Raw genomic sequence first — 26,298 nt, 5'->3', positions numbered from 1 at the left:
TATAATTGGCGGTATTCCATTCAAGTCTGTGCCCGCTGCCGCACCGGGAAACCTCCCGTGACGGTCGGGCGCAGGGTCGCGCCTACGGAGACCTCATGTCCTCGCAATACATCTACACCATGAACCGCGTGTCCAAGGTGGTCCCGCCCAAGCGGCAGATCATCAAGGACATCTCGCTGTCCTTCTTCCCGGGCGCGAAGATCGGCCTGCTGGGCCTGAACGGCGCCGGCAAGTCGACCGTGCTGAAGATCATGGCCGGCGTGGATACCGATTTCGAGGGCGAGGCACGCCCGCAGCCGGGCATCAAGGTCGGCTACCTGGCGCAGGAACCGGAACTGGACCCGAACAAGACCGTGCGCGAGTCGGTCGAGGAAGGCGTGGGCGAAGTGCTGCAGGCCCAGGCTGCGCTGGAGGCGGTGTACGCCGCCTACGCCGAGGAAGGCGCCGACTTCGACGCGCTGGCCAAGGAACAGGAGCGCCTGGAGGCGATCCTGGCCGCCGGCGACGCGCACACCCTGGAAAACCAGCTGGACGTGGCTGCCGATGCGCTGCGCCTGCCGCCGTGGGATGCCAAGATCGCCAACCTGTCCGGCGGTGAAAAGCGCCGCGTCGCGCTGTGCCGCCTGCTGCTGCAGAAGCCGGACATGCTGCTGCTGGACGAACCGACCAACCACCTCGACGCCGAGTCGGTGGAATGGCTGGAACAGTTCCTGGCGCGCTACACCGGCACCGTGGTGGCCGTTACCCACGATCGCTACTTCCTGGACAACGCCGCCGAGTGGATCCTGGAACTGGACCGCGGCCGTGGCATTCCGTGGAAGGGCAACTACACCGAATGGCTGGTGCAGAAGGATGAGCGCCTGAAGCAGGAAGAAAACCAGGAAAAGGCCCGCCAGAAGGCGATCCAGAAGGAACTGGAGTGGTCGCGCCAGAACGCCAAGGGCGGCCGTTCCAAGGGCAAGGCCCGTCTGGCCCGCCTGGAAGAGCTGCAGTCGCAGGATTACCAGAAGCGCAACGAGACCAACGAAATCTTCATCCCGCCGGGCGAGCGCCTGGGCAACATGGTGATGGAGTTCAAGAACGTGTCCAAGAAGTTCGGCGACCGCCTGCTGATCGACAACCTGTCGATGCTGATTCCGCCGGGCGCGATCGTCGGCATCATCGGCCCGAACGGCGCCGGCAAGTCGACGCTGTTCAAGATGATCACCGGCCAGGAGAAGCCGGATTCGGGCGAGATCGTGATCGGCCCGACCGTGCAGCTGTCCTACGTGGACCAGAGCCGCGACAAGCTGGAAGGCAACCACAACGTCTTCCAGGAAATCGCCGGTGGCCTGGACATCCTCAACATCAACGGCATCGAGATCCAGTCGCGCGCCTACATCGGCCGCTTCAACTTCAAGGGCCAGGACCAGCAGAAGATGGTCGGCTCGCTGTCCGGTGGTGAGCGTGGCCGCCTGCACATGGCCAAGACCCTGCTGCAGGGTGGCAACGTGCTGCTGCTCGACGAACCGTCCAACGACCTGGACATCGAAACGCTGCGTGCGCTGGAAGACGCGCTGCTGGAGTTCCCGGGCAACACCTTCGTGATCTCGCACGACCGCTGGTTCCTGGACCGCATCGCCACGCACATCATCGCTTTCGAAGGCGACTCGCACGTGGAGTTCTTCCAGGGCAACTACCGCGAGTACGAGGAAGACAAGAAGCGCCGCATGGGCGATGACGCTGCGCCGAAGCGCCTGCGCTTCAAGGCACTGAAGTAACGCAACAGGAAAGGCCGCGCTCGCGCGGCCTTTCTCCTTCTGTGGGTCGCCCGCTTGCTGGGAGACACCTTCACGAGAAGCCCCATGTCCCTGTTCGAACGCCTGTTCCAGCTGCAGCAGCACGGCACCACCGTGCGCACCGAGCTGCTGGCCGGTGTCACCACCTTCCTGACGATGTCCTACATCGTCTTCGTCAACCCCGAAATCCTCGGCACCACCGGCATGGATGCGGGCGCGGTATTCGTCGCCACCTGCCTGGCGGCCGCGCTGGGCTCCACGGTGATGGCGCTGGCAGCCAATTTCCCGGTCGGCATGGCTCCGGGCATGGGCCTGAACGCGTTCTTTGCCTTCACCGTGGTCGGCGCCGCCGGCCTGCCCTGGCAGCAGGCGCTGGCGGCAGTGTTCATCTCCGGCCTGGTGTTCCTGGTGCTGTCGCTGACCGGCGTGCGTGCCTGGCTGGTATCCGGCATTCCTTCGTCACTGCGCTCAGCCATCGTCGCCGGCATCGGCCTGTTCCTGGCCATCATCGCCCTGCAGAAGTCCGGGGTGATCATCGGCAACGAGGACACGCTGGTGGCGCTGGGCCCGCTCAACACCGCCCCACCGCTGCTGGCACTGGCCGGCTTCCTGCTGATCGCCGTGCTGGAGGCGCGCCGCATCCGTGGTGCGATCCTGATCGGCATCCTGGCGGTCACTGGGGCCGGCTGGGCGCTGGGCGACGTGCAGTACCAGGGACTGGTGTCCCTGCCGCCAAGCCTGGCGCCGACCTTCCTGCAGCTGGACCTGCCGGGCCTGCTGCACCACGACGGCGGTGCCCCCATCGCGGTACTGCTGCAGGTGGTGCTGGTGTTCGTGCTGGTGGAGGTGTTCGATGCCACCGGCACGCTGTACGGGGTGGTCGGCCGCGCCGGCCTGCTGAAGCTGCCGGGTGCGCAGAAGCGTTTCGGCCGTGCACTGCTGGCCGACAGCACGGCAATCGTCGCCGGCTCCATGCTGGGCACCAGCAGCACCACGGCATTCGCCGAAAGCGCCTCGGGCGTGCAGGTGGGCGGCCGTACCGGCCTCACCGCCCTGGTGGTCGCCGCGCTGTTCCTGGCCGCCCTGCTGTTCTCGCCGCTGGCCTCGATGGTGCCAAGCTACGCCACCGCACCGGCCCTGCTGTTCGTTGCCGGGTTGATGCTGCGCGAGCTGGTGGAAGTGGACTGGAGCGACCTCACCGAATCGGTGCCGGCGGCCCTGTGCGCGCTGGCGATGCCGTTCACCTACTCCATCGCCAATGGACTGGCTTTCGGCTTCATCGCCTACGCCGCGCTGAAGGCCGGCACTGGCCGCTGGCGCGAGGTGCATCCGGCGGTGTGGCTGGTGGCCGTGCTGTTCGTGCTGCGCTTCGCGCTGGAGTAATCAGGGCAGGGGCCCGCTGTCACGGCGGGCTGGTGGTGTACTCATCGCCATGCCGGTCGCAGCTGGCCATCCACGCCGAAACGCCAGCGGCCCTCGGCCCAGCCCCGGCCGAACAGGGCCAGCATCTGCGAATAGTAGGCCGGTGCCTCGGCACGCTGCTGTTCCGGGCTGGGCAGGCTGGCCAGCAGCGACTTCGCCAGCCCCTGCTCGCGCTGTGCCAGCACACAGGGCAGTACAGCCGCGCGGAAACCATAGTTGCCTTCGCCCTGCCCCTGCCCGCTGCGGGTATCGACCTTTTCCCAGAGTGCCGCACCGCTGCGCAGGCGCTGCAGCGGACCGGACAACGCCGCCAGCTGCCGCCGGAACAACGGATCGCGCGGGGCCGTCATGCCTGCCCACGTGTAGCAGCGGATCGCGTCGTAGCCGCCCACCGCTCCGTTCACCGGATCGACCACGAAGCGTCCCTGCTGCCACGCCGCCCAGTCCGGTGCATAGCCATGCGGGCTGGTCTGCTCCAGCAGCGTGGTCGCGTTGTCCGCCAGTTCCGCCCAGGGCCCACTGCGATCGGCCGCGGCAAAGCGCCGCAGCAGCGGCAGCGGCAGATAGCTGGGATTGACCCGGGTCGCATCGCCTTCGATGAATCCCTGCGGTCCCGGCAGCAGCATCGGGCCGAGACCGGGCAGCTGCACGACTTCCCTTTCCCGCACCTGCCCCAGCATGCCCCCGGCGATGGCCTGCAACGCAGGACGGTGCCAGAGCCGCCCCGCTTCGAGCAGGGCGTAGGCCAGCCACAGATCGGAATCGGACGCCGGATTGTCGTCCAGTACGCGCCAGCCGCCCTTGTCATCGCGGCCCCACAGCCAGGCCGGCAACCGCTGCCGCATATCGCCCCCGGCCAGGTTGTCCTGGGTCCAGCCCAGAACGCGATCAAACAGCGCCTGATCGTTGTCGACCAGCGCGAAGAACAACGCATACGACTGCCCTTCCGACGTACTGCGCTGGTCGTCCTGGCTGCGATCGATCATGCGTCCGTCGTTGCTGAGGCTGCTGTCCAGCAGCACCTGCCAGGCCGGCCAGCGCGGCGCTGCGAGCGCACGCCCTGCGCCCATGGCCAGCAACGGCAAGGCGGCCGTCGCCTGCAGCAGTCGGCGGCGTTGCGGGTCAGCGGAACTCGCCATAGGGCACCAGCGGCGACACGGGCAGCGGCAGGTTGCCCTGCCAGGGCTTGAAGGTATAGCGCAGATAGAGCTGGAATGTGTTCGGCGAGAAGTCACGGCTGCGCTGCAGGGTTCCCGCCGCGCCCAGGACGATGTGATCGCCCAGCCGCCGCTCCACGGCCGCGTAGAGCCGATAGCCGGTGCCGGTGCTGCGGCTGTCGCCGGTGTACAGGCCGGCCTCGTCCAGCGCGAGAGCACCGTACTGCGGCTCCAGCTGTGCCACCACGCGCTCGATCAGCGCCTGGTCCGGGAAGCGGCTGATCGACGCCGTGCGCGCGCTGGACACACTGACCGACCCATCCACCCGCAGCGACCACAGATCGTTGCGCCAGGCAAAGCTGGCCGGCAGGCTCAACGAGGCATAGCGCTGCGGGCTGTAGTAGCCGCCCTGGCCCAGGGAGTAGCCGCCCAGATCCTTCTGGTAACGCCAGTACATGGCCGTGGTGCCGACGTCCAGGCGCATGTCCGTACGCTGGATCAGCTTGTGGTACCAGCCGACCATCGCACGCGCACGCGTGTTGTCCGCGACGTTGTGACCGGTTAACCGGTGCCAGCTCCAGTTCGACCAGACACCATTGCGTCCGCCCTCATCGAAGCCCAGGCTGAAGGTGATGCCATTGGCGGTCACCCCACCCCAGGCAATGCCGCTGCGAGGATCGTAGGCACCGGCCTGTGACAGCAGGGAGTTGGTCATCGGCCGCCGCGACAGCGTCGCCCCCCAGCCGAGACGGCCCAGATCGCCATTGGCGGTGATGCCTCCCAGCCAGTTGCCGATCACATAGTGGGACGGCGTATGGCCAAGGTCGACATTCCAGCGATCGTCCAGCGTGCGCCAGCCGGCCGCGAACCCTGCGCCGGAACTGCGCCGCTGATGCACGAAGCGGGTACATCCCGGGGCCTGCAGCCGGGAGCCGTCGGCACGCAGCAGCGACAGGTCGCAGCTGCCGAAATCCTCGTCGTAAGTGCCGTCGGCGCCGGTGCGGAACCGCCCTGCGTCGAAGTGCACCTGTTCGATGCGCGCCCAGCCGAGCCCGCCTGCAAACGGCGCATCCAGATGCGCGATGCGGGTGTCGCGCCCGAGGCGGGAAATGCCGGGCGTTCCGTCGCTGCGACGACCGGTATCCTGCATCACCGTCAGCGTGGGATTTTCCTGCTGGTACAGCGTTTCCACGTCGCTGCGCAGGCTGCGCCGCAGCCAGTCGTCCCCCGCGGTCTCGCGGCTGGCCAGGGTCAGCGCGCGGTTGTCGCGCGGCTGTGCCTGCGTTGCGGCCAGCAGGCCGTTGTCGGCCATCGCCTGCGCGTACATGTCCAGCGCCTGCTGCGGATCCTCGCGGCGCACCAGTCGCGCTGCGTCGCGCCAGGACTGTGGATCCGGACCGTCCCTGCGGGCCAGCAGCGCGCGCAGGATCGCCAATGCCTTGGCGTCCTCGTGCAGGTCGGTCCAGATGCCGGCCAGCTGGCGCTGCTGGCCGAGCGCATCTTCGGCGACCACCGGCGGCGACAGCCGCATCTGCCGCCGCGCGTTGTCCAGATCGCCGGCACCGATCCAGGCCTGCACCTGGCCAAGCTGTGCATCGACGTTGTCCGGCTGCTCCGCAAGTACCCGCTGGTAATACTGCAGGGCCTGCGGGTGGTCGCCGCGCAGGCGCGCCCAGTCGGCCAGCAGCAGGTTGTTCTCGGCACTGGCCGGTTGCTGTTGCAGCAGAGCGATGGCTTCCGGCTCGCGTCCCTGCGCACGCAGCGACCAGAGATGATCGATGAGCTGCTGCCGGCGCAGCCGTGCGGACAGTGCGCGGATATCGTCATCCCATTCCGCCAGCGGCAGCGCGTCCAGCACTGCCAGTGCCTGCGGCAGGCGATCGGTGCCGGACAGATACAACGCCTGCGCGTAGCGTGCTTCAGCGCTGTCATTGCGCGCCACCATGTCCGCGACCACCGCATCGGCCTCGGCAGGCCGACCCGCGGCCTGCAGCTCAACGGCCAGGGCACGGGCGAGCCACGCATCGGCGGGCAGCTCCACGCGCAGCTCATGCCCGAGCGCAAGGGCGGCCCCCGCATCGCCGGCCGCCAGGGCCTGCTCACGTCGTTCGCGCAGGCGACTGATCCGCAGCTGACGCAGATCCTCGGCGTACAACCGGCGCTGCGCGGCCGGCAACGCATCGATGAAGGTCTCCAGACGCTGCGGATCGGTCCTCCCATACAGCTGCACCAACCTGCGGATCACGTTGGCATCGTTCGGCGCCATCCGCCTCGCGGCCTGCAGCTGGCGTTCGGCCGAGGCGTCGTCGCCACGGGCCACGGCAACATCCACCTGCCCCAGCCGTGCGTTGACCTCGCGTGGCTGCTGCCGCCGCGCCTGCGCGTACAACGCATCCGCCTCGTCCAACCGACCGGCACCGAGTGCGGCATCGGCCTGGTCCAGCAGCAGCCAGTAGCGCGTACTGGCAATGAGGTCGCGCCATTTGTCGCTGCTCTCGCCGACGGGCGTGGCCTGGATCGCGCGTTCGAACAGGCCGATCGCCGACGCGCGACGGCCCTGTCGCATCTGCGCCATGCCCAATCCGCCCAGGAAGGCGGCTTCGCGCGGATACGCCCGCAACGCCTGCTGGAAGGCACGTTCGGCCTCGGCATCGCGCCCGCGTTCAAGCAGTTGCTGGCCACGCAGACCCGCCCGCCAGGCCGGATCACTGACCTGCCTGTGCTGCTCGGCATAGCGCTCGCGCACCAGGGCGATGTCATTGAAGGTGGGATTGCGGGTGATGAACTCCTGCAGGCGACGCACGCCGCGCTCATCGGCGGGCTGGTCCTGCAGGTACGCCCACTCGGCATCGGCAGCCAGCCCGCGGGCGTCGGGGTTGCGGCCCATGCGCCGCAGCGCGTCGAGCGCTTCATCGTCGCGACCCGCCGCGAACAGCAGCTGCGACAGCGTCTGCAGCAGCCCGGTGTTGCCTGGATACGCCTGGTCCAATGCGGTCAGCTCCCGGATCGCCAGCGCGCGGCCATCCGCCTGCGCGCCACGCAGACGCCAGTACTCCAGCCCCAGCTGCAACCCCGGAGGCGCGTCATTGAACAGGCGGCGGTAGATCGCCAGCGCATCGGCACTGCGGCCACCGGCTGCGAACAGGCGTGCCTGCTGCAGCTCCTGCTGCAGATCGCCCTGATAGGCCTGCCAGAGGCGATCACCTGCGGCGAGTTCGCGACTGCCCGCACCGACCTGCCGCAATCGTTGCAGCGTCGCGGCCGCATCCTCCACCTTCTGCTGCGACAACTGCACCTCCAGGATCGCCAGCAGGGTGCCACGATCATCCGGTGCCAGCATGCGCAGCCGGGCCAACGCATCTTCGATCAGACTCTGGCGCCCGGTCGCCTCGCCGATGCGTACCTGCTGCAACAACCACTGCCGCTGCTCGGCCGCAGTGCCGTCGGGCATTTGCGGCAGCGCCTGTGCCGCGCATGCGCCGGTCCCGGCCAGACCCAGCAGCACCAGCCGGGACGCCATCAGCAGCGGCGGCGAGGTCCGGCTCATTCCTTGCCCGCATCCAGGCGCCGCGCGGCGACCCAGCGCAGTGCACGCCAGAGCAGGAAGGCGACCATCAGCACCACCAGCGTGGCCAGCACGGCCAGCAATGCCGGATGATCGGCCAGGTGGTACCACAGCAGCAGCCACCACGGCAGCGCGCCCACGTAGTAGTGTTCGCCCACGAACTGGCTGTTGATGCCGGAACTGCGCAGGATCGCCACCGATCCCGCAATGGCTTCGCGCTTGCCGGTGTCGCTGAGTGCATCATCGAGCAGCTGATAGTCGGCCGGATGGCTGGCCGCCAGCGAGACGATGCTGCGCTGTGCATGGCGGGGCGACTGCAGGCCGACGATGGCCGCGAAGGGCGCCTGTGCGGTGACCGCCACGCGGGTGACCGCAGGATCGCCCGCGCGGCTGCCGCGACGGGCCTGCTGCACCGCCAGCTCCGGCGATGACCACTGGCCATTGAGCAGGCGCGTGCGTTGATCGTCGATCAGCAGTGACAGCTGCTGGCTGCCGCGCAGCTCTTCCGGCAATGCGCCCAGGACCAGCAGGTCCGCATCCAGCGCACTGGCCTGTTTCCAGTCCGCGGACAGGCGCAACCCGTAGGCCGGGTACCCACTCTGCACGCCCAGGCCTCCGATCAGGTTGAGCAGCAGGCTGACCTGGGCCTCGCTGGCGGACGGCGGCACCAGCACCACGGTTTCAGACAGGTCCGCCATGCGTGTGAACGGGAAGCCGCTGAGCGCGAACGCGGACAGGTCCGGCAGACCCATGTAGTGATGGAAGCCGGAGAAGTCGATGGTCGAATCCTCCTCGATGGCCGCCTGCAGGTTGGGCGGCAGCACGGTCTGGCAGTGGTCGCGCTGGGCACTGCCCATCACGCTGGCAAAGTTGAAGTCGAACCTCAGCTGGTTGCGGTCACCCAGCTTCAGCGCCGGAATCAACAGGCGGCCATCGTCGGCGCCGGCATCGCCAGCGAGCACAGGCAGGCGGATTTCCGCCACACCCTGCTTGCCGGTGCGGCGCACCAGCGGGAAGCTTGAAATGAACTGGTCGTTGATCGCCACGCCCAGCCGCGACTCATCACTGCCAAACGGCGGCGTGTAGCGGTAACGCAGGTTCAGTGGAATGCCCTGGTTGCGCCAGATGAACAGGTCCGGTGGCAGGTTGAGATTGACCGTGATCGGCTGCGGCGATACCCCGTTGGCATGCAGCTGCTGCGGATAGTCCAGCAGCTCGGCCAGGCGCACCGCGCGATCGGTACGCACCCAGTTCGGCGCGTCGTACGGCCTGCGTGGCGCCAACGGCTTCATTTCGTCGATCGCGACCTGGCGGCCGCGGAACAGGACATTGCCGGCCGCCATCGCCGAAACGGCCTTCTGCAGGTCATCGTCGTTGCGGCCCAGCACCAGCAGCAGCTTGCGCTGCGGATCCTCGGGCAGGGCCATCAGCTCGATCACCGGCCCCTGCACAGGCGCGTGGTTGGCGATCACCGGCGGGAAGCGGCCATTCACCGCCAGCACCACCGCGTGGCCCTGCTCGGGCAGGGTGCCGAAGCTCACCGGAAAACGGGCCTGCCGCCACCATCCCGCCAGGCTGCCGAAATAGGACGCCATGACCGCCGCAGCCCGCTGCTGCGACAGCGTGGGCGCCGCTGCAAACACCACCGGCAGTTCCAGCCGCGCGGTGTCGCGCGGATCGAAGAAGGGCAGCGGGAAATTGGCCAGATCATCCTGCATGTCCAGCGGCTGGCCGCCCAGCCTCAACGTGCTGTTGCTGGAGAGGTTGACCCACAGCGAGCTGTGCGTGGGTTCTTCGCAGATGTCGGTGTAATGGCCGACGAATTCCAGGCGGACCTGATTGAAATCAGCGATCAGGCGCGCATCCAGCGGCAGCTTGGCCTGCACGGGGCGTCCCAGCTGGTCGTTGCTGATCGGTACCACGCCCATCATCGCGTCGTTCAGATAGACCCGCAGGTGCGACAGCGTCGGCAACAGCGACGGCGAGGGTGTGAAGCTCAGATCCAGCTCCGCTTCGCGCGCGAGGCGATCGCGGCGCACCTGGAATTCGAACGTGGTGCTGTTGCGGACGCCGGACAGCAGCGTGTCCTGGCGGCGGCCAAGCTGTGCGAAGGTGCTGTGCCGTTGCCAGGGCCAAGCGCTGCCGGCCCAGGTATCGGGCGAGGCCGGTTCGCCGCGCGGCGCGGGCACCGATGCCGCTGTGGTCGGGGTCGGTACCGCAACCTGCGCGGCCGGGGCATCCGGCGTTGAACCGGTGGCAGGCGCCGGCACGGGTGCTGGAGCGCCATTGCCGGGCACCACTGGCAGTACCAGCAACGGCAGCAGCAGCCAGCGCAGAGAGGTCGGGATGCTCATGGACGAAGCCCTGGGTCAGCGGCTGGGTCAGCCGGGTGGGAGGGAAGCGGACGTTGTGGTGCGAAACTGGCCAGCCAGCGCAGCAGGCGACCGCTCCAGTGCACCGGGCGGTCGAGATCGAACGGCGTGAAGTCGCCCATCCGCCGATAGCCTTTCCAGCCCAGCACCAGCACGCTCCACAGGCTGCGTGGCAGGCTCTTGGGCTGGTAACCGGCATGCCAGTCCAGCCACGCATCGGCGCGGGCGAATGTGCATTGCGCGAACTCCACGCGCTGGCGCTCGTTGTCGAACTGCAGCAGCAGGCCGAGGCGATGGCCGACGCTGCGCTGTACCCGCGCCGGGAAGGCGAACTCGCGCCGGCCACGCCCGAGCAGCAGGTGTACGCGCGTGCCTTCGGCCAGTTGCGGATCCAGTCCCAACTCCAGGCCGACGCCATCGTTGGAATAGTCCTGCAGCACGCCCCGCAGGCGACGCCCATCGGGTATCTGCAGCGCCATCGGCAGGCGCGTGGTGACCCGGTGGGTGCGCCGCACCTGCTGTACCTCCGCCGCCACCGCCAGCGCGCCGCCGATGATCAGCAGGTTGTACAGCACCCACAACGAACTCACGACCACGGTGCCGCGCTCATCGGCGGGCCCCTCGATAAAACGCCACACGGCGAAGCACAGTCCCAGCACGTTCAGCAGCGCCAGTACCAGGTAGGGGCGCGCCACCCGCCAGTCGAAGCGGTCACCCGCCTGCGTGCCGCCCTTGTCGGTGACATTGAACTTGCCACGGCCGGGACTGAACAGGGCCACGGTGGTCGGCCGCGCGATGTACCAGGCCAGCACGGTTTCATAGACCTCGCCCCAGAACGGGCGGCGGTACCGGCCCTGGATGCGCGCGTTGGTCAGGCTGGCGTGGGCCATGTGTGGAACGACAAACAGCAGGATCGCCAGCGCGGGGGCGTAGATGATGTAGACATGCAGCAGGAGGAAGGCCAGCGGCGCGGTGAGGAACACCAGCCGCGGGATGCCCGCGAGGAAGTGCAGCATCGCATTGGCGTAGCAGAAGCGCTGGAACAGGCTCAGGCCTTTGCCAAGCAGTGGATTGTCGATGCGGAAGATCTGCACCATGCCGCGCGCCCAGCGGATGCGCTGGTTGACATGCGCGCCCAGGCTGTCGGTGGCCAGGCCGGCCGCCTGCGGAATGCGAAGGTAGGCCGAGTTCCAGCCCTGGCGATGCAGGCGCAGGGCGGTATGCGCATCCTCGGTGACGGTCTCGGTGGCGAAGCCGCCGATGGCATCGATGGCCTCACGCCGCAGCACCGCGCAGGAACCACAGAAGAATGCGGCATTCCACAGGTCGTTGCCGTCCTGCACCAGCCCGTAGAACAGCTCGCCCTCGTTGGGATCACTGCGGAACACCTGCAGGTTGCGCTCGAAGGGATCGGCCGAGAAGAAATGGTGCGGCGTCTGCACCAGCGCCAGCTTCGGATCGCGCAGGAACCAACCACAGGTGATCTGCAGGAACGAGCGCACCGGCAAGTGATCGCTGTCGAAGATCGCCACCAGCTCACCGTCGACCAGGGTCAGGGCGTGGTTGAGGTTGCCGGCCTTGGCGTGCCGGTTGTCGCTGCGGGTGATGTAGTTGACGCCGGTCTGCTCGGCGAAGGCACGGAACTCCTCGCGCTTGCCGTCATCGAGAAGGTGGATGCGAAGTCTGTCGGCCGGCCAGTCCAGCCCCATGGCGGCATGGACGGTATGCCGCACCAGTGACAGGTCTTCGTTGTAGGTGGGAATCAGCACATCCACCGTGGGCCACTGCCGGATTTCCGCCGGCAAGGGCGCCGGACGCCGTCGCAGCGGCCAGGCAACCTGTACGTAGCCCAGCATCAGCACCAGCCAGGAATACGTCTCGGCCACCAGCAGCACCAGACCGCAGACCAGGTCGAAGGTGCTGCTCCAGTTCAGGGTGGCGGTATAGCGCCACCAGAGATAGCGGCAGGACACGGTGATCGACAGCACCACCAGTACCAGCGTCGCATAGCGGCCGGGCATGCGCCGTACCAGCAGCGCGATGACCCAAAGCAGCAGCACGAACACGAACTGCGCCAGGTAGCTGAAGGGCTGGGTGATGCACAGCGCGGCCAGACCCAGCGTGGCCAAGCCGGTGACGGCGGTCAGCGCCTGCCGCGCGCGCGGTGGCAGGCGCTCCAGGCGCTGTGCGAGCCACGCCGCGAGGCGACTGTTGCCGACATCGGCAGGTGCATCACGCATCGCCCGCAGGTAGCGCAGGCGACCGCGTCCTGCCGCTCCGCGCAGCTCGGCGATGCGCTGGCGCCGGGCCTGGGCCAGGCGCTGGCGGCGCAGCGAGGTATGCGGAACCAGCCGCACCAGCGACAGCCATGCGGCCTGGATCAGCAGCCGCAGTGGATCTCCGGGGCGCCAGCGGCGATCACCCTGCAACTGCGGGAACGCACGCCGCAGCCGCGGCGCCAGCGCCTGCCACGCAGGTCCTTCCAGCCTCAGCAGCGCCCAGCCCAGCGCCTGCAGCGACCACAGCAGCGCGCACAGTGGCCATGCGGCGTACACGCGCTCACGCAGCCGGTTCCAGTGCAGATAGTGGATGCGTGCGCCCTTCATCGCCCGCTCTCCCGATCCTGCCGCCGCGCCGCCTCGGCCAGGCACCACAATGCCAGGCCGGCGACGTCGGCAGCCGCCAGCGCATCGGCCGCATGCTGCCCCAGCGGCTGCTTGCTGGCCAACGCGGCCGGCACCCGCGCATCTTCGTGCAGAGGCTGAGGCACCAGCATCGACGCGTGCGCATGCAGCCACAGCTGCATCAGATCGCGCTGCACCGGAACCGCCGGGTCATACCGGTTGGCCAGCAGACGGCGCGGATCGTCGTGCTGCCGCTGCAGGAAGACGTGGCTTGCCGGATCGACGCACGCCAGGCGCAACGGCAGCGTACAGCGCGCATATCGGTTGACCGCCGCCGCGTGTGCCGGCAGCCGCTGCGGCAGGTCGAACAGCAGCCAGTCGAACTGCGCCGACAGCACTGGCACGCGATCATTCCAGGTGTCGGGTGCCAGACTCAGCGCCTGCTCGATCTGCAGGGCTTCGGCCGCGCTGACACGGCCGTACGGCAGCACTGCCAGGCCCGGTGCGCAGGCGAAGGCCGCATCACGCCAATCGCGGCCGTCCAGCATCGCCCGCGCCCAGCCATCGGCCTCCCGCGCGGCCAACCCGACATGCAGGCCCAGCATCTGATCCGGACTGCACTCGACCAGCAGCACGCGCTGGCCCTGCGCATGCAGCGCCTGTCCCAGTGCGGCCAGCACCGTGGTGACGCCTGTGCCGCCGTGCACGCCCTGCAGGGACAGCAGTACGCTCATGGCTGCCGCTCCAGCTCGGCCAGCAACGGCCAGCGTGCCAGTGCCCGGGCACGTTCGTTCTGCGCCGAGAAGTCCACGTAGGGCAACCCGGGCATGCCCAGGCTGCGACGCAGCAGATCGATGTCGTCCTCCTCCACCGAAAGCGTACTGGCAACGGCCAGGATGTCGGCCATCAGCGTTTGTCCTCCGGGTACGGGTTCCAGGCCTTGCTTCCCTGCAGCTGCAGCCAGGGCTTGCCACCGTAATCGATGACCTTGGCGCCTTCGTTCTCCGACACCGAGGGCGTACGTGGCAGCCCCTGCAGCAGGCTGTCCCAGTCACGCGCTCCCGGCGGCGACTGCGCGTTCAGCGCATACACCCGCGACACCAGTTCGGAGAGGGCCAGATAGCTGCTGGGCTCGGGCACATGACGCGGCCCTCCGCTGGCCGGCGTGCCCATCCCGACCAGCTTGATGCCGACCGGCACATGGGTGATCGAAGGGCTCGGAATCTCCCGCATGCCGGGAATCTGCATGCGGTCGCCATGCAGCGCCGCGCCATGCTCGGGCACCACGACGATCATGGCGCGACGGCCACTGCGCTCCACCGCTTCGACGAAGCCTGCCATGTCACCCAGCACCATCTGCGCGCGGGCCTTGTAGTCCGCCGCGTTGGCACGACCGTCGGCGCCGACGATGCGGTTGCCGTCGTGCAGGGAGATCGTGTTGTAGAACAGCGCGACCTGCTGCGCCTGTTCGGCCTGGCGCTGCTTCCACCAGGCGTTCAGCACGTCACCATCGCGGCGCAGCGGCGACTTGTCGAACGCGACCAGCGCCCGGGGAAACGCGCTGATGTCCATCGGCCGTGCCTGCAACCCACCGTACTGGCTCAGTTCGCCGATGAAGTTGTCGAAGTGCCCATCGTGGTTCATCGCCAGCTCGCTCTGGAAACCCAGGCGCTGCAGGTTGGAGAACAACTGGCATTCGGCTGGCACCGGGTCGAACAATGCGGTGTGCGAGGTCTGTCCGCAGCTGGCGCGCAGCAGGCGGATCGCCGCCGGTCCGCTGTAGGCGGTGGCCGAGTTGAAATCGTCGAAGATCAGGTCCATGTGGTCCAGCAGCGTGTTCTGGCGCATGCCGACTTCGTCCAGATCACTCCATGCCAGCGAACAGATGTTGAGGATGATGACGTCGAACGGCGCAGCGCTGGCCGGCGCCGGGAACACCGTCTTCAGGCCCGACTGCTGCTGGTAGAAGGCCGCCAGCCAGGCATTGAGTGTCTCGTTGCTGGCCGGCGCAAGTGCACCGGCAGCGCCGGCAGCGGCGTCAGCACCGCCGGTCGCTGCGGTGGCCTGCGACGTTCCCCAGTTCATGCCCGCCGGCAATGGCAGTGCCACCACCGCCATGCCCAGCATGCCCAGCACGCTCAGCGTCGTGATGCGCAGCCACGGTTTCAGCAGCAGGTAGGCAACCACCAGCAGCACCAGCACCGCGACCATCTGCCAGTTGATGAAGCGCTGCGCCAGCTCCAGCCAGTAGTCGGCGGAGAAATCGAGCACGCCCGGCTGTGCGAGAAGACGCTGGAAGGGCGGCCACCAAGTGTCCTGGTAGTAGAGCACCACGGCCACCGGCACGGCGACGACCGTGCGTGTGATGCGTGCCCATCGCCACGGCAGTGGCACCAGCAGGGCGGCCAGGAACAACAGGTTGGGCAGGACCTTGAGGTCCAGCGCGCCCATCCAGGCCAACACCACTTTGGACAGGAAGTACAGGTTCCAGCCGCGCAGGTCCGACCAGACGAACGGCGATGCGGGCGTCGGCTCTGCGCTCATTGCGGCCTCCGCGCATCGCGCACCCGCACGCCCGTCCGCCGCAGGTGCCGTGGGGGCAGCCATGACGCTGCGCGGCGACGCACCGCGCGCCACAGCGCGCCCAGCATCACGCCGAACGGAATCATCACCAGCGCACAGGCCGCGATCAGCGTCCACAGCTGCTGGTCGGTGGTCATGCGGAATCTCCCAACCGGAACGGGATGGGGGCGTTGAATGCGACCTCGTTGACCGGGGCCGCGGGTTGCGGCAACGGAACGGCAGGGGCGGGCAGCGTCTCGGATTCGGAGTCGCTGCCGCGGGCATTCATCGCTGCGATGTCGTACTCGGCCAGGCGCTGGTAGCCATCGAACAGCTCGCGCCAGGGCAGCCGGTACAGGTTGGAGAGCGCCTGTTCGACCGCATCGCGGCGGCAGCCGAACAGGAACAGGCGGACCTGGCCGCGGTACACGCAGGCCACATCCCCCTGCCTGCGGATGTTCAACTGCTGCAGGGTCTGTTCCGCGCGCAGCCCGGCCACCGGCTGCAGTGCCAGCACGGCGCTTTCCACCGCGCTGCCGTCCTGATCGATGCGTTCGCCGACGATCTGCCGGAAGCGGTCGGCCGCCACGATTCCATTCACTTCCGGTGGCCGGTGGGCACGGATCAACGGTTCGGGGTCGGCCGCCAGCTGCCCCTGCCAACGCTGCCGCTGCACCGTCTCCAGCAGCGTCAGCAGCCGCGGCAGCGGAGTCGCCGCCGGCACCACCATGTTGCCGCCGCACTGCAGCAGCAGGCGCTCGTCGGCGTAGCGCAGGCACGGTTGCACCTCGCGCACCACCAGCTTCAGCAGGTCGCCGCGCTCGCGGCGCAGCCGATGCAGCAGGCGTGCCAGTGTGTCCACCTGGTCGTTGCTGCGGATCGCCAGCACCACGGTGGCCTCGCGCGCCTGCAGCGCCGAAGGCAGCAGGTCCGCCCAGCCATCGTGGAGCCGCCAGGCGGGCGACAGCGGCGGAGCGCCTTCCAGCACGTCGGCCTCGGCCAGGTACAGATCACGATCGCCGCCGCTGGCCTCGACCGCAGAGAGCACGCTGTCCGCCTCTTCTGGCACGCGGCGCAACCCGCCTTCTGCCGCTTCGATCGCGAAGGCACGGCGGGCCACCACGCCATGGGCGTTGGCCCAGTAATGCAGCAGCAGCTGCAGCGCACCGCGGTGCGGATGCAGCTGGGCGACGCCGGAACAGGTCCGGTTCAAGGCCAGCAGGCGCGGCGCCAGGGTGGCCACTTCACCGTGGCAAAGCAGCAGCAGCACCGTGCCGGCCTGCTCCGCCCAGGCTTGCAGCTGCCGGTTCCATGCCGCCAGCCGGGCATCGCTCCAGCCTTCCAGCGCCGCCAGCGGAAACTGCACCATGCACAGGCGGGTCGCGGCGGTGGCCGCGCGGGGAAGATCAACCGCCAGACCGCGCAGGGTCCGCTGCATGGCAGCGGCCGAGGAACGGAACAGACGCAACCGCGCCGGCCCCTCCCCCGGCGGCAGCTCGGCCAGCATCGCATCGGCGCCGCGCCCCAGCGTCGCCAGCACGGCGTCCTGCACGTCGCTGGCCGAACCCAGCACACCTGCGCCAACCAGGTCGGCCGGCGCGCTTCCGGCCGCGACGACCCAGTACAGCCCACCGCCGTGCATCTCGACGAACTCGGGCGGCAATCCGGCGATGGCAAGATGGGGCGCTGTCATGCCGGGTCCTTTCAGCGGACCTCAGCCGAGCCGACGCTGCGGCAGCGGAGGTGCTGTGTTGGGTGACTCGAATTTCATGACGCGCATCACACTCGTGCTGCGATACGTTCATGGCAGCTCCGATCTTGGTATTTCCGGGATCAAGACGCAGTCAACGTCGCCTGCGGAACAGGCAACGTTGGGGTGCAGCGCAGCGGTGGAACGGCCGTTGGCCGCTACTCGTACTGGATGGTGAAAGTCGCCTGTCCGTTCGCGACACCGGCACCGACGGTACCGGCCTGGGTCTGTACATAGCGGGCGCGCAGCGGCAGGGTCATGGTGCTGGTGCCCGGTATGGTGGTGCCGACATTGATCGCCTGGCCGAAGCGCACTTCGCGCTCGGTGGTGCCATCGCGCTGGACCATCTGGATGCCGATGCGGGTCGCGCTGTTGGCAGCCGCGCTGAGCTTCAGCACGCCCGGCATGTTGGAGCTGTCCTGGTCGGCATCCAGGCGGATGCCGATCTTGCTCTGGTAGGCAGCAACATTGCTGCCCTGGCAGTTCAGGCGGATGTCGAAGTCACGGTTGACCGCGCGCGAACCGACGCCGGTGAACGAGGTGTTGGGGACACTGCCGAAGTCCACCGCGATGTTGCGGCTGCCGGCGTCCACCTCGCAGGTCGGGCTGACCACGGTCGTGCCCGATCCCTTGAAGGTGGAGGTCAGCACCGGCCGGCTGGCACTGTCGCCATCGAAGTAATAGGTGGTGAAACGGCCATTGGGCGCGATGATGCCCGAACCTGTCTGCGCCGCGGTCTTGATCAGCTGGATGCGGAACTGGCCACCGATCAGCGAGATGGTCGCGTTGCCGTTGAAGTTGATCGAGTGAGGATAGTAGGTCTGGATGGCGCCAGAGTCGCGGAACAGGCGGATGCCCACGCCCGCCACGTCGGTTTCATAGACGTTGGAAAAGCCGGCCACCGGGCGCTTCTGTGCGGCATTGACGTACTCGCCGATGGAGCGACCGCCGGACCAGTCGCAGCGCGCGACACTGTTCTGCTGGTTGATCGCAACGCTGATCTCCTTGATCACGCCGCCAACCGGGGTGCTGGGCAGGATCACGATCTGACCCATGTCCATGGTCACGTCCTGCGCGGTGAACCCGCTGGTCTGGATGCGGCATGCGGCGCTGGCCTGCTGGGCCAGCAGCACGCCCCCCAGCACGGCCAGTGCGGCCAGCGCCTTGCGGCCACGGGAAAGAATCATCGGCATGCTGCCTCCAGCGGGATGAAGCCGGTCTTGGACGCGTCGGCGCCCGCCGGAACCTGGTAATCGACGGTGCAGCGCTGGTCGGCGCCGGCGCCCCACTCCACCTGCAGGCGGCCGTGATCCTGCTCGCTGCGCACATACAGGCGGCCACCCTGGCTGACCATGCCCACCGGCTGGCCCTGCTCGTCCTTGACCTGTGCGCCGAACGGCAGGGTGCGGCCATCGGGATTGCGCACCTGGATCAGCAGCGCGTTGCCCTTGCGGGTATCGAAGCGCAGGTAGCTGATGGCACCGGCAAACGGTGCAACCGACTGGCTGCTGCTTTCCAGCTCGACGTCATGCGCCATGCCCTGCGGATCCAGGGTCACGGTGTTCAGGCGGTACGGCGATACGTACGGCACCACGGCGTAGCCGCGACCATCGATGCGCAGGCCCGGTGCGTTGGTCACCTGCGCGTCGCGCGCGCCCGGCGCCTCGACCAGCACCATGGTATCGCCACGCTGCGGAGTGAAGGTGACGCCGCCCGGATGCATGACCACGCTGCCGTTGGCGCCCACCGATGCCTGGCGGAAATCGCTGGAATGGCTGTAGGTCGCGTTCAGCGCGGTGTAGCGGCTGCGGTACTCGGCGTTGCCGACCGCGGTGGTGTTGCCCTCGCGGGAATCGGACAGGGCCACGCCGTAGCTGAAGTTGTTGTCGACGCCGGCCGAACCGGTGATGCCCACGCGGCTGTTGTCGTAGCCACCACGGTCACGCGCGCCCAGGTCGGCGCTGAACGACACCGGATGGGTCCCTCGGCCCAGCGGAACGCTCATCGAGAACAGGTACTGGGTGTCGGCCCGGCCGAGGATGCCTTCTTCGGTGCGCAGTGCCGAGAAACCGTAGTTCACCGAGCGCCAGGCGTTGTTGTAGCCCACCTGGTACTGCTTGGAGGTGCCGGAACGGTCGTAGAAGTCACGCACCGAACCGGTGACGTACAGCGCACCGGCACGGCGGCCCAGCGGCTGGTTCAGGGTCAGCTGGAACTGGCTGCGCTGGCGGCCACGGGTGGTCGGGTCGATGCCGCGATCATCCGCGTCGCGTCCGTACAGGGCGTCCTGCAGGCTGTAGTAGCCTTCGGTCGAATAACGATAGGCGGCCAGGGTCAGGTTGGTCCCGGTTTCGCCGATCATGTTGCTGTAGCTCAGGCGCACGCTGGCGCCGGTGTGGTCGCCGTAGTGGTTGAACGACGTACGGGCATGGGTGACATCGGCCGCGAACGCACCGATCCGGGTGGACAGGCCAATGCCGTACAGCAGTGAAACGTAGCCTTCGCTCAGCGCGCTGCCGCCGTACAGGGTCAGCTGGTTGCCGATGCCGCGCTGGTAGGTACCCTGCGCCAGCCAGGGTTCATCGCGCAGCAGCTCGTTGCGGACCTGGCCGGCGGTCACCGAGTAGCGGGAGACGCCTTCGCGCAGCATCTGCGGCACCGAACCGAACGGCACCTTGAACTCGCGGCGGCGGCCATCGGCCTCGATCACGCTCACTTCCAGGTCACCGCCGTAACCGGTCGGGTACAGATCGTCGATGACGAAGCTGCCCGGCGATACGGTGGAGGAATAGATCAGCTGCTGGTTCTGCCGGACTTCCACCCGCGCATTGGTCTCGGCGATGCCGCGCACCACCGGCGCGTAGCCGCGCAGCGAATCGGGCAGCATGCGGTCGTCACTGGCCAGGCTGGCACCCCGGTATCCGATCGACTCGAACAGTTCGCCGGTGGTGTAGGCCTCGCCCACAGTGAGCATGCCGCGGATCTTCGGGATGCCGCGCTGGGCGTAGGTGGCGATGCTCTGCCAGTGGCGGCCGTCGCCCTCGGTCCAGGTCAGGTTGGAATCGTGGCGGAACTGCCAGCCACCCAGGTTCAGGCCGGCATTCAGGCCCAGATAGGCGCTGCGGTTGCGCTGTCCGCCTTCGACGCGGCTGTCGCTGTCGATGGCATTGAAGCTGTAGCCGACGAAGCCGGCGTTGATGCCACGGTCCCACAGCGCGGGGTTGACGTAGCCACGCGCTTCGCGGCGCAGGAACACCTGCGGGATGCTCAGGTCGTAACGCAGGTTGCCGCTGTCATAGACGCCATAGGCATTGGCCATGCGCTGCTGCACCGGCACGCACGTGGAGGTATCGGTCGGCACCGACGGATCCTGCTGCAGCAGCACCGCCTCGCTGTCCACGCCCATTTCCTCGAGCATCGGCAGCGCCAGGCAGGCATCGACGCGCCCCTGTGCATCCGCCTTGAACTGCACGTCGCGGCGGCCCTGCCAGGCGCCATTGACGTAGACGTCCACGCGATAGGTGCCGGCGACCATCGGATTGCCGTTGCTGAAGGCCGCCAGATCGACCTGCTTGGCCTGGCCGGAGAGGAAGCTGGAGTTGAACTGCGCCGACTCCGGCGCACGCGCGGTCGCCGCCCCAGTCTGCGCCATCAGCGCCTGTTCGCCGAGATTGGCCGGGGCAGCCAGCGCCCATCCTGGGCAGGCCACGCCGGCAGCCAACAGGCAAAGCGCCTGATGGATCGACAATGTCAATCTGTTTCCGATCACACTGACATTCCTTCAATTCGCCGCACGGCGGCGGTGGCGGGATGCGCAGGCCCTGGCCAGCGCGGCGCGTTCAGCCCCCGGTGCTGTCGAGGCGGACCTTGTGCTCCACCCGACCGCCGTAATCGTTGATGGTGATGAAGCGCACCTCGGTGGTGCCCACCGGTGCGGCGAACTCCAGGTTCTGCTTCGGTGCGACCATCGTTCCCTTGTCCTCGACCGCCTTTTCGCTGCTGCCGGTCACGGCATGCACTTCGGCCAGGGTCACGTGGAAGGGGCTCGGGTTCTCCACCCGCAGGCGGTCACCGCTGCGGGTCCAGCGCAGGGCTGCCGGTGCGTCGTTGGCGACGCCCTTCAGGCCCTGCGGCCGATAGAAAAGCTTCAGGCGCGAACGGAACGCGACCTGCAGGTAGTTCTGCTCACCGTTCTCGGCGTTATCCGGAGACGGCGGCACGTCCAGCACGTTCAGCCAGAACACCGACTCGCGATCGGTCGGCAGCTGCGCGCCGGAGAAGATCAGGCGCAGCGCCTGGCTGCGGCCCGGCTCGACGCGGCTGATCGGCGGCGTCAGCACGAACGGGGCATCACTGGTGTCGGCCGTCTGGTTGGCGTCGCCACTGTCGATCCAGGCCTGCACCAGCGCGGGCGAGTCGCCCACGTTGTCGACCTGCACGGTGACTTCGCGCGACTGCGCCGGATAGATCACACGCGTGCCATTGACCACCACGCCTGCCATGGCTTCCTGGCAGAAGAGCAGCGTCGACGCTGCCAGCAGCAGCGCCCGGGGAAAGAGAGCTTTCATCGGAAGTACTACGCTCGAGGTGTGTGGCCAGGGGCCGCGGAGCGCTGGCCGGCGCGTACGCCGGCCAGTGCGGGTACGGCGATGATCAGTTGTAGATGATCGTGTACTTGACGCTGCTGGTGACGTCGCCCGGGGTGGCGGCGGCAGTGGCGTAGTACTCGGCGTAGTAGTTCAGGTTGGCGGTGCCGTCGGTGGCAACGGTCACCCACTGCGAGTTGTCCTGGGCCAGACCGGTGCCTGCGGCCTTCACCGGCAGGAACTGGTTGTTCGAGCCCAGCAGCTGCAGCTGCACGTTGCCGGCAGCGTTGGCCGAAGCCTGGTTGATCAGGCGGCCGCTGTTGAAGTCAACGGTCGAACCCGGCTCGAAGTAGGTGGCGACGTTGCCGGCGCTGCACTTGGTCAGGTTGATGGCGAACGGGGTGCGGCCCGCGACGGCACCGGCGGTGGCCAGGGTGTTCTTGGACACGGTCGGCAGGGTAACGGCGAAGTCCTTGCCGCCCGGGGTCGAGATGGTGCAGGTCTTGTCGGTCACCTTGCCATTGAAGGTGATGGTGCCGTCGGCAGCGTTGGCGGCCAGCGGAGCAGCGGCCAGCATGAGAGCCGCGATGATGTTGATCTTGTGCATTGCTTTTACCTAACCCTACTGAAGAGATGGAAGTAGAGGAGGAAGCAAGGAGCACTGCCGGGCTTCAAGACCCATCCTTGCGTCTCACCTGTGGCCGGATTCGGACATACCTACCCCTGAATCCGTGACGCAAGTATATGCAGAACTGTGATGAAAGTCCCATTATTTTTCTGAACGATGGTTTATTGACGCCCCAAATGTGACGTGATAGGCACTTTTGGCTTGGCGGCCGATGGGGAGTTGGCGCGGACCGGCAAAGGTGGGGGAACGACAGCAGATGACGTCTTCGACCCGGTGGCGGGCGCGCCTGAAAGAGGCTGTTTTCAGGCGGCCAGCGCCTTATTTGATGCGCATCACTCTTTGTTGGTGATGGCCCTAGCAGATTCGGATTTTGCCTATTAAAGGCCGTCCGGAGCTGTCGCTAACTAGGACACACCGAACCAGAGAACGTGTCATGAGGACTTCCCTTCTGCTGTGCGTGGCCCTGATGTCCGTCAGTGCGCTGGCCCAGGCCAGCAGTGGCAGCATCCGGTTCAGCGGCCGCATCGCCGAGCCGGGTTGCACGACGGCCCTGTCCCAGGGCGAGCTGAGCCTGGCGGCCTGCCCGCCGTCGGCCAAGGGCTCGACGGTGGCGGTGACCGCGGTGGGCGACAGCCAGGCCGCGACGCTGCGCGATGGCAAGCGCCATGGCCAGCAGCTGGCCGTGTCGGCCAGCGCCATGCGCGTCGGCGACATCGCCTTCTCCGAGCGCTACCGCGTGGAAGCGCCGCAGCAGCAACCGCTGCGGGGCGCCTACCTGGTGGTGGTCGACTACCTTTAAGCCGGGTCCGGCAGTTCAAAGACCTGACGCAGGTAGGCCAGGTAGCCGGGGTCGTCGCACATGCTCTTGCCCGGCGAATCGCTGAGCTTGGCCACCGGCTGGCCGTTGCAGCGGACCATCTTGATGACGATGTTCAATGGCGTCGGGCCCAGATCGTTGGTCAGGTGGGTGCCGACGCCGAAGGCCACCTGGCAGCGACCGCGGAAATAGTCGTACAGGCGCATCACCTTGGCGATGTCGAGCCCATCGCTGAACACCAGCACCTTGCTGCGCGGATCGACCCGGCGCTGCTGGAAATGCGCCAGCATGCGGTCGCCCCAGTCGAACGGATCGCCCGAGTCATGGCGCACGCCGTCGAACAGCTTGCAGAAATACATGTCGAAGTCGCGCAGGAAGGCGTCCAGACCGACCACGTCGGACAGCGCGATGCCCAGGTCACCGCGGTACTCGCGTGCCCATGACTCCAATGCCGCCACCTGCGAATCGCGCAGCCGTGGCCCCAGCGCCTGGAATGCCTGCAGGTACTCGTGCGCCATCGTGCCGTGCGGGGTCATGCCGTACAGCCGGGCGAAATGCACGTTGCTGGTGCCGACCAGCTGCGGGCCGAGCGCATCGCGCAGCAGCGGCAGCAGGCGCGCATGCCAGTCGCGCGAGTAGCGACGGCGGCTGCCATAGTCGGCGATGCGGCATTGCTCGAAGCCGGGGGTGTCGCGCAGCAGCGCGGCCTTGGCCTGCAGGCGGCGCTCGCCCTCGGCGAAGTCGGGCGTGGTGGTGTTGCGGAACCAGACTTCGTTGATGATGGCCAGCAGCGGCACTTCAAAGAGGATCGTATGCAGCCAGGGCCCGGTGATGTCCAGTTCGATCTCGCCGGGCACCCGGGTCGAGGCACGCAGCTGGATGTACTTGCGGTCCAGGTGGAACAGGCCGAGGAAATCGGCGAAATCGGGCTTCACGAAGCGCAGGCCACGCATGTAATCCAGCTCGGCGTCGCTGAAGCGCAGGCTGCACAGGTGGTCGATCTCTTCATCGATCTGGTCGATGAAGCGGGCCAGGTCGATGCCGGGCGTGCGGCATTTGAACCGGTACTGCACCTGGGCGCCGGGATGCTGGTGCAGCACCGCCTGCATCATGGTGAACTTGTACAGATCGGTGTCGAGCAGGGACTGGATGATAGGCATGAGGCGGATTATGCGCCCGGCGGGGTGAACCGGGGGGCCCGCCCATGCGCGCCGCCGCCGGACACGCTCGACACTACAGGGATCTGCGCAGCAGTCTCGGCACCAGCAGCAGCGCGTGCGCCCAGATCGCCCCCCAGACCGCCACCTGCACCAGCAACGAGCGCTGTGGCGCCTCGAACCTGCGGAAGTAACGCCACAATCCGCGGTGCTTGTGCCACTCGACGAAGAAGGGCCGCGAACGGCTGGACACGCCGCGGACATGGGTGACCTGCAGGTCGTTGGCGATCGCCACCACCGCGCCCGCCTCACGCGCGCGCCGGCACAGGTCCAGGTCCTCGGCGTGCAACCGGTAACCGGCGTCCCAGCCACCGAGACGATCAAACAGCGTCCGCGGCATCAGCAGCAGCGCGCCGGACAGCGCCGGCACCGGCTGCAGCGTCTGTGCCGGATCGCGCGGAATCGCCAGTTTCGAGCCGCTGCCCGGCGAGCGCAGCATGGCCAGGAAATCCGGATCACGGCGGCGCACCGCCTCATCGGCATGGCCGTGCTCATCCACCTGCTCGACCCCGAGCAGACAGTCACCGAGCACGTGCGCGCGGTCGCGCAGCCTGGCCAGGGTTTCCGGCTCGACCATCAGGTCCGGGTTGATGAACGCCAGCCACGGGCTGTGCGAATCGGCCGCGCCCTGGTTGTTGGCGGCGGCGAAGCCCGGATTGTCCGGGTTGCCGATGAAGCGCACGCGCGGGTCGTGGCTGGCGTGCCGCTGCACGATATCCAGCGTGCCATCCACCGAACCGTTGTCGATCACCCGGATTTCCGCCACATCCTGCGACTGGCGCAGCCGCGACAGGCAGGCATCGATGGTGCTGCCGCTCTGGTAGGTAACGACGATGGCGGCAATAGCGGCATTCAAGCGGTTGGCTCCGACGCGGAAGGGACGAACAGATCGCCCTGCTCGCGCGGCATTATCGCCTGCTGCATCCGCTGCTGCAGGTCCGCGCGCAGTTCGCGCAGCGGATCGTGCATCAGGAAGTCGGCCAGGCGTGGCACCCAGCCAGGCCACCGCGCGGCCAACGCCTCCAGATCGCCATCACGGCTGACCGCTTCGCCGGCGCGGCTGACGAACGCGTTCTCGCACAGCACGTTGCGCCAGCCCAGCCCCGCCATGCGCAGGCTCAGATCGACCAGCGCAGCGTTCCAGCCGGCGTAGCTTTCCACGTCCAGTCCGCCGGCACGGCGACGTGCATTGCCGCGCACCAGTACCGCATGCGTGACCGCCGATGGCAGCTCCGGGTGCAGGGTCGGCAGTGCGGCGCAGGTCTGCGCCAGCAGCGCAGTATCGGTGGGCTCGGCATTGATCTCGCCCAGCCGGGGCCAGGCCGCGGTCTCGCCTGCATTGCACCAGGGCGTGGCGGTGGCAATGGCCGCATCGCGGGCGAAGGCGTCCTGCAGCTGCTGCAGCCATCCCGGCGCCGGTACGCTGTCCGGTGCCAGCACGGCCACATCGAGCCCCTCGCAGGCACGCAGCATTTCATCCAGATGGGCCACCTCGCCCAGCGGCCGGGCGCGGCGGGTGTACTCGGCCTGCAGTGGCGTGTTCGCCAGCCAGTGCTCGACCACCGCCTGAGCGCGTGGTCCGGTCTGGGCATCGTCGGCCAACCAGACCGCGGTACCCGGTGCCGTACCGGCATCAAGTGCAGCCAGACACCGGTCCAGCGCCGCATCGTCCACGCACAGCGGCAACAACACGATCGCCCCCATCCCGCCTCCGTGGTTGTCGGTGGGCACAGCGTAGCACCGGGAGGGCGCCGGCCGGGTTGCAGCCGGCACCTACAGAGGCCGGGGCCGAAGCAGAAGCGGAGTTTGTGGGAACGGCG

19 protein-coding genes are annotated in these 26,298 nt (G+C 67.9%); 3 read left to right on the top strand and 16 right to left on the bottom strand.

Features of this window, described 5'->3' with window-relative positions; genetic code table 11:
* The first annotated feature begins 95 nt into the window (after positions 1 to 95).
* Positions 96 to 1,760 (top strand): energy-dependent translational throttle protein EttA, encoded by a 1,665-nt coding sequence (gene ettA, locus ACVOME_RS12555; RefSeq protein WP_005415249.1) that lies wholly within the window; start codon positions 96 to 98, stop codon positions 1,758 to 1,760.
* A gap of 84 nt (positions 1,761 to 1,844) precedes the next feature.
* A complete protein-coding gene (locus ACVOME_RS12550) occupies positions 1,845 to 3,161 on the top strand; it encodes an NCS2 family permease (protein ID WP_053518892.1) in 1,317 nt (438 codons plus the stop codon).
* A gap of 41 nt (positions 3,162 to 3,202) precedes the next feature.
* On the opposite strand, the gene bcsZ is transcribed toward ACVOME_RS12550, so the two are convergent.
* The 13 genes from bcsZ to ACVOME_RS12485 all read right to left on the bottom strand — a co-directional run bounded on the left by bcsZ (position 3,203) and on the right by ACVOME_RS12485 (position 22,423).
* On the bottom strand, positions 3,203 to 4,339 hold the full coding sequence (gene bcsZ, locus ACVOME_RS12545; RefSeq protein WP_065182814.1) for a cellulose synthase complex periplasmic endoglucanase BcsZ: 1,137 nt from the start codon (positions 4,337 to 4,339) through the stop codon (positions 3,203 to 3,205).
* Positions 4,323 to 7,904, bottom strand: a complete 3,582-nt coding sequence (gene bcsC, locus ACVOME_RS12540; protein ID WP_481505144.1) for a cellulose synthase complex outer membrane protein BcsC — start codon at positions 7,902 to 7,904, stop codon at positions 4,323 to 4,325. The genes bcsZ and bcsC overlap by 17 nt, the downstream gene beginning before the upstream one ends.
* On the bottom strand, positions 7,901 to 10,276 hold the full coding sequence (gene bcsB / locus ACVOME_RS12535; RefSeq protein ID WP_481505143.1) for a cellulose biosynthesis cyclic di-GMP-binding regulatory protein BcsB: 2,376 nt from the start codon (positions 10,274 to 10,276) through the stop codon (positions 7,901 to 7,903). Before bcsB ends, bcsC begins: the two co-directional genes overlap by 4 nt.
* Positions 10,273 to 12,900, bottom strand: coding sequence for a UDP-forming cellulose synthase catalytic subunit (gene bcsA, locus ACVOME_RS12530; protein ID WP_481505142.1), 2,628 nt, complete (start codon positions 12,898 to 12,900; stop codon positions 10,273 to 10,275). Before bcsA ends, bcsB begins: the two co-directional genes overlap by 4 nt.
* Complete coding sequence (gene bcsQ / locus ACVOME_RS12525) at positions 12,897 to 13,652, bottom strand: cellulose biosynthesis protein BcsQ (RefSeq protein ID WP_053518884.1); 756 nt, start codon at positions 13,650 to 13,652, stop codon at positions 12,897 to 12,899. The genes bcsA and bcsQ overlap by 4 nt, the downstream gene beginning before the upstream one ends.
* Positions 13,649 to 13,825, bottom strand: a complete 177-nt coding sequence (gene bcsR, locus ACVOME_RS12520) for a cellulose biosynthesis protein BcsR (protein ID WP_080375313.1) — start codon at positions 13,823 to 13,825, stop codon at positions 13,649 to 13,651. Before bcsR ends, bcsQ begins: the two co-directional genes overlap by 4 nt.
* Positions 13,825 to 15,462 carry a cellulose biosynthesis protein BcsG gene (gene bcsG, locus ACVOME_RS12515; RefSeq protein ID WP_481505141.1) on the bottom strand — a complete coding sequence of 546 codons (1,638 nt, stop codon included), beginning with the start codon at positions 15,460 to 15,462 and terminating at the stop codon, positions 13,825 to 13,827. The genes bcsR and bcsG overlap by 1 nt, the downstream gene beginning before the upstream one ends.
* On the bottom strand, positions 15,459 to 15,638 hold the full coding sequence (bcsF, locus tag ACVOME_RS12510; protein WP_053518880.1) for a cellulose biosynthesis protein BcsF: 180 nt from the start codon (positions 15,636 to 15,638) through the stop codon (positions 15,459 to 15,461). Before bcsF ends, bcsG begins: the two co-directional genes overlap by 4 nt.
* Positions 15,635 to 17,173 (bottom strand): BcsE family c-di-GMP-binding protein, encoded by a 1,539-nt coding sequence (locus ACVOME_RS12505; protein WP_065175833.1) that lies wholly within the window; start codon positions 17,171 to 17,173, stop codon positions 15,635 to 15,637. The genes bcsF and ACVOME_RS12505 overlap by 4 nt, the downstream gene beginning before the upstream one ends.
* Positions 17,174 to 17,388: 215 nt before the next feature.
* Positions 17,389 to 18,423 carry a fimbrial protein gene (locus tag ACVOME_RS12500; RefSeq protein WP_128989097.1) on the bottom strand — a complete coding sequence of 345 codons (1,035 nt, stop codon included), beginning with the start codon at positions 18,421 to 18,423 and terminating at the stop codon, positions 17,389 to 17,391.
* Positions 18,414 to 20,978 (bottom strand): fimbria/pilus outer membrane usher protein, encoded by a 2,565-nt coding sequence (locus tag ACVOME_RS12495; RefSeq protein WP_065175834.1) that lies wholly within the window; start codon positions 20,976 to 20,978, stop codon positions 18,414 to 18,416. The genes ACVOME_RS12500 and ACVOME_RS12495 overlap by 10 nt, the downstream gene beginning before the upstream one ends.
* A gap of 91 nt (positions 20,979 to 21,069) precedes the next feature.
* The gene (locus tag ACVOME_RS12490) at positions 21,070 to 21,798 is read right to left on the bottom strand and encodes a fimbrial biogenesis chaperone (protein WP_164151707.1); all 729 of its coding nucleotides are present in this window, start codon (positions 21,796 to 21,798) and stop codon (positions 21,070 to 21,072) included.
* Between the two features lie 85 nt (positions 21,799 to 21,883).
* Complete coding sequence (locus tag ACVOME_RS12485; protein WP_053518870.1) at positions 21,884 to 22,423, bottom strand: fimbrial protein; 540 nt, start codon at positions 22,421 to 22,423, stop codon at positions 21,884 to 21,886.
* Positions 22,424 to 22,877: 454 nt separating this feature from the next.
* On the opposite strand from ACVOME_RS12485, the gene ACVOME_RS12480 reads away from it, so the two are divergent.
* Complete coding sequence (locus ACVOME_RS12480; protein ID WP_053518868.1) at positions 22,878 to 23,243, top strand: hypothetical protein; 366 nt, start codon at positions 22,878 to 22,880, stop codon at positions 23,241 to 23,243.
* Here ACVOME_RS12480 and pncB read toward each other — a convergent pair.
* From pncB to ACVOME_RS12465, 3 genes are all read right to left on the bottom strand, one after another.
* A complete protein-coding gene (gene pncB, locus ACVOME_RS12475) occupies positions 23,240 to 24,421 on the bottom strand; it encodes a nicotinate phosphoribosyltransferase (RefSeq protein WP_053518866.1) in 1,182 nt (393 codons plus the stop codon). The genes ACVOME_RS12480 and pncB overlap by 4 nt on opposite strands.
* 73 nt (positions 24,422 to 24,494) lie before the next feature.
* A complete protein-coding gene (locus tag ACVOME_RS12470) occupies positions 24,495 to 25,334 on the bottom strand; it encodes a glycosyltransferase family 2 protein (protein ID WP_111186328.1) in 840 nt (279 codons plus the stop codon).
* Positions 25,331 to 26,182 carry a glycosyltransferase family 2 protein gene (locus tag ACVOME_RS12465; RefSeq protein WP_459040725.1) on the bottom strand — a complete coding sequence of 284 codons (852 nt, stop codon included), beginning with the start codon at positions 26,180 to 26,182 and terminating at the stop codon, positions 25,331 to 25,333. Before ACVOME_RS12465 ends, ACVOME_RS12470 begins: the two co-directional genes overlap by 4 nt.
* Between the last annotated feature and the right edge of the window lie 116 nt (positions 26,183 to 26,298).

The organism is Stenotrophomonas sp. STEN008 (assembly GCF_056760435.1).
Note: the sequence above shows the minus strand (reverse complement) of the source record. Positions and strands in the feature narration are given on the sequence as shown.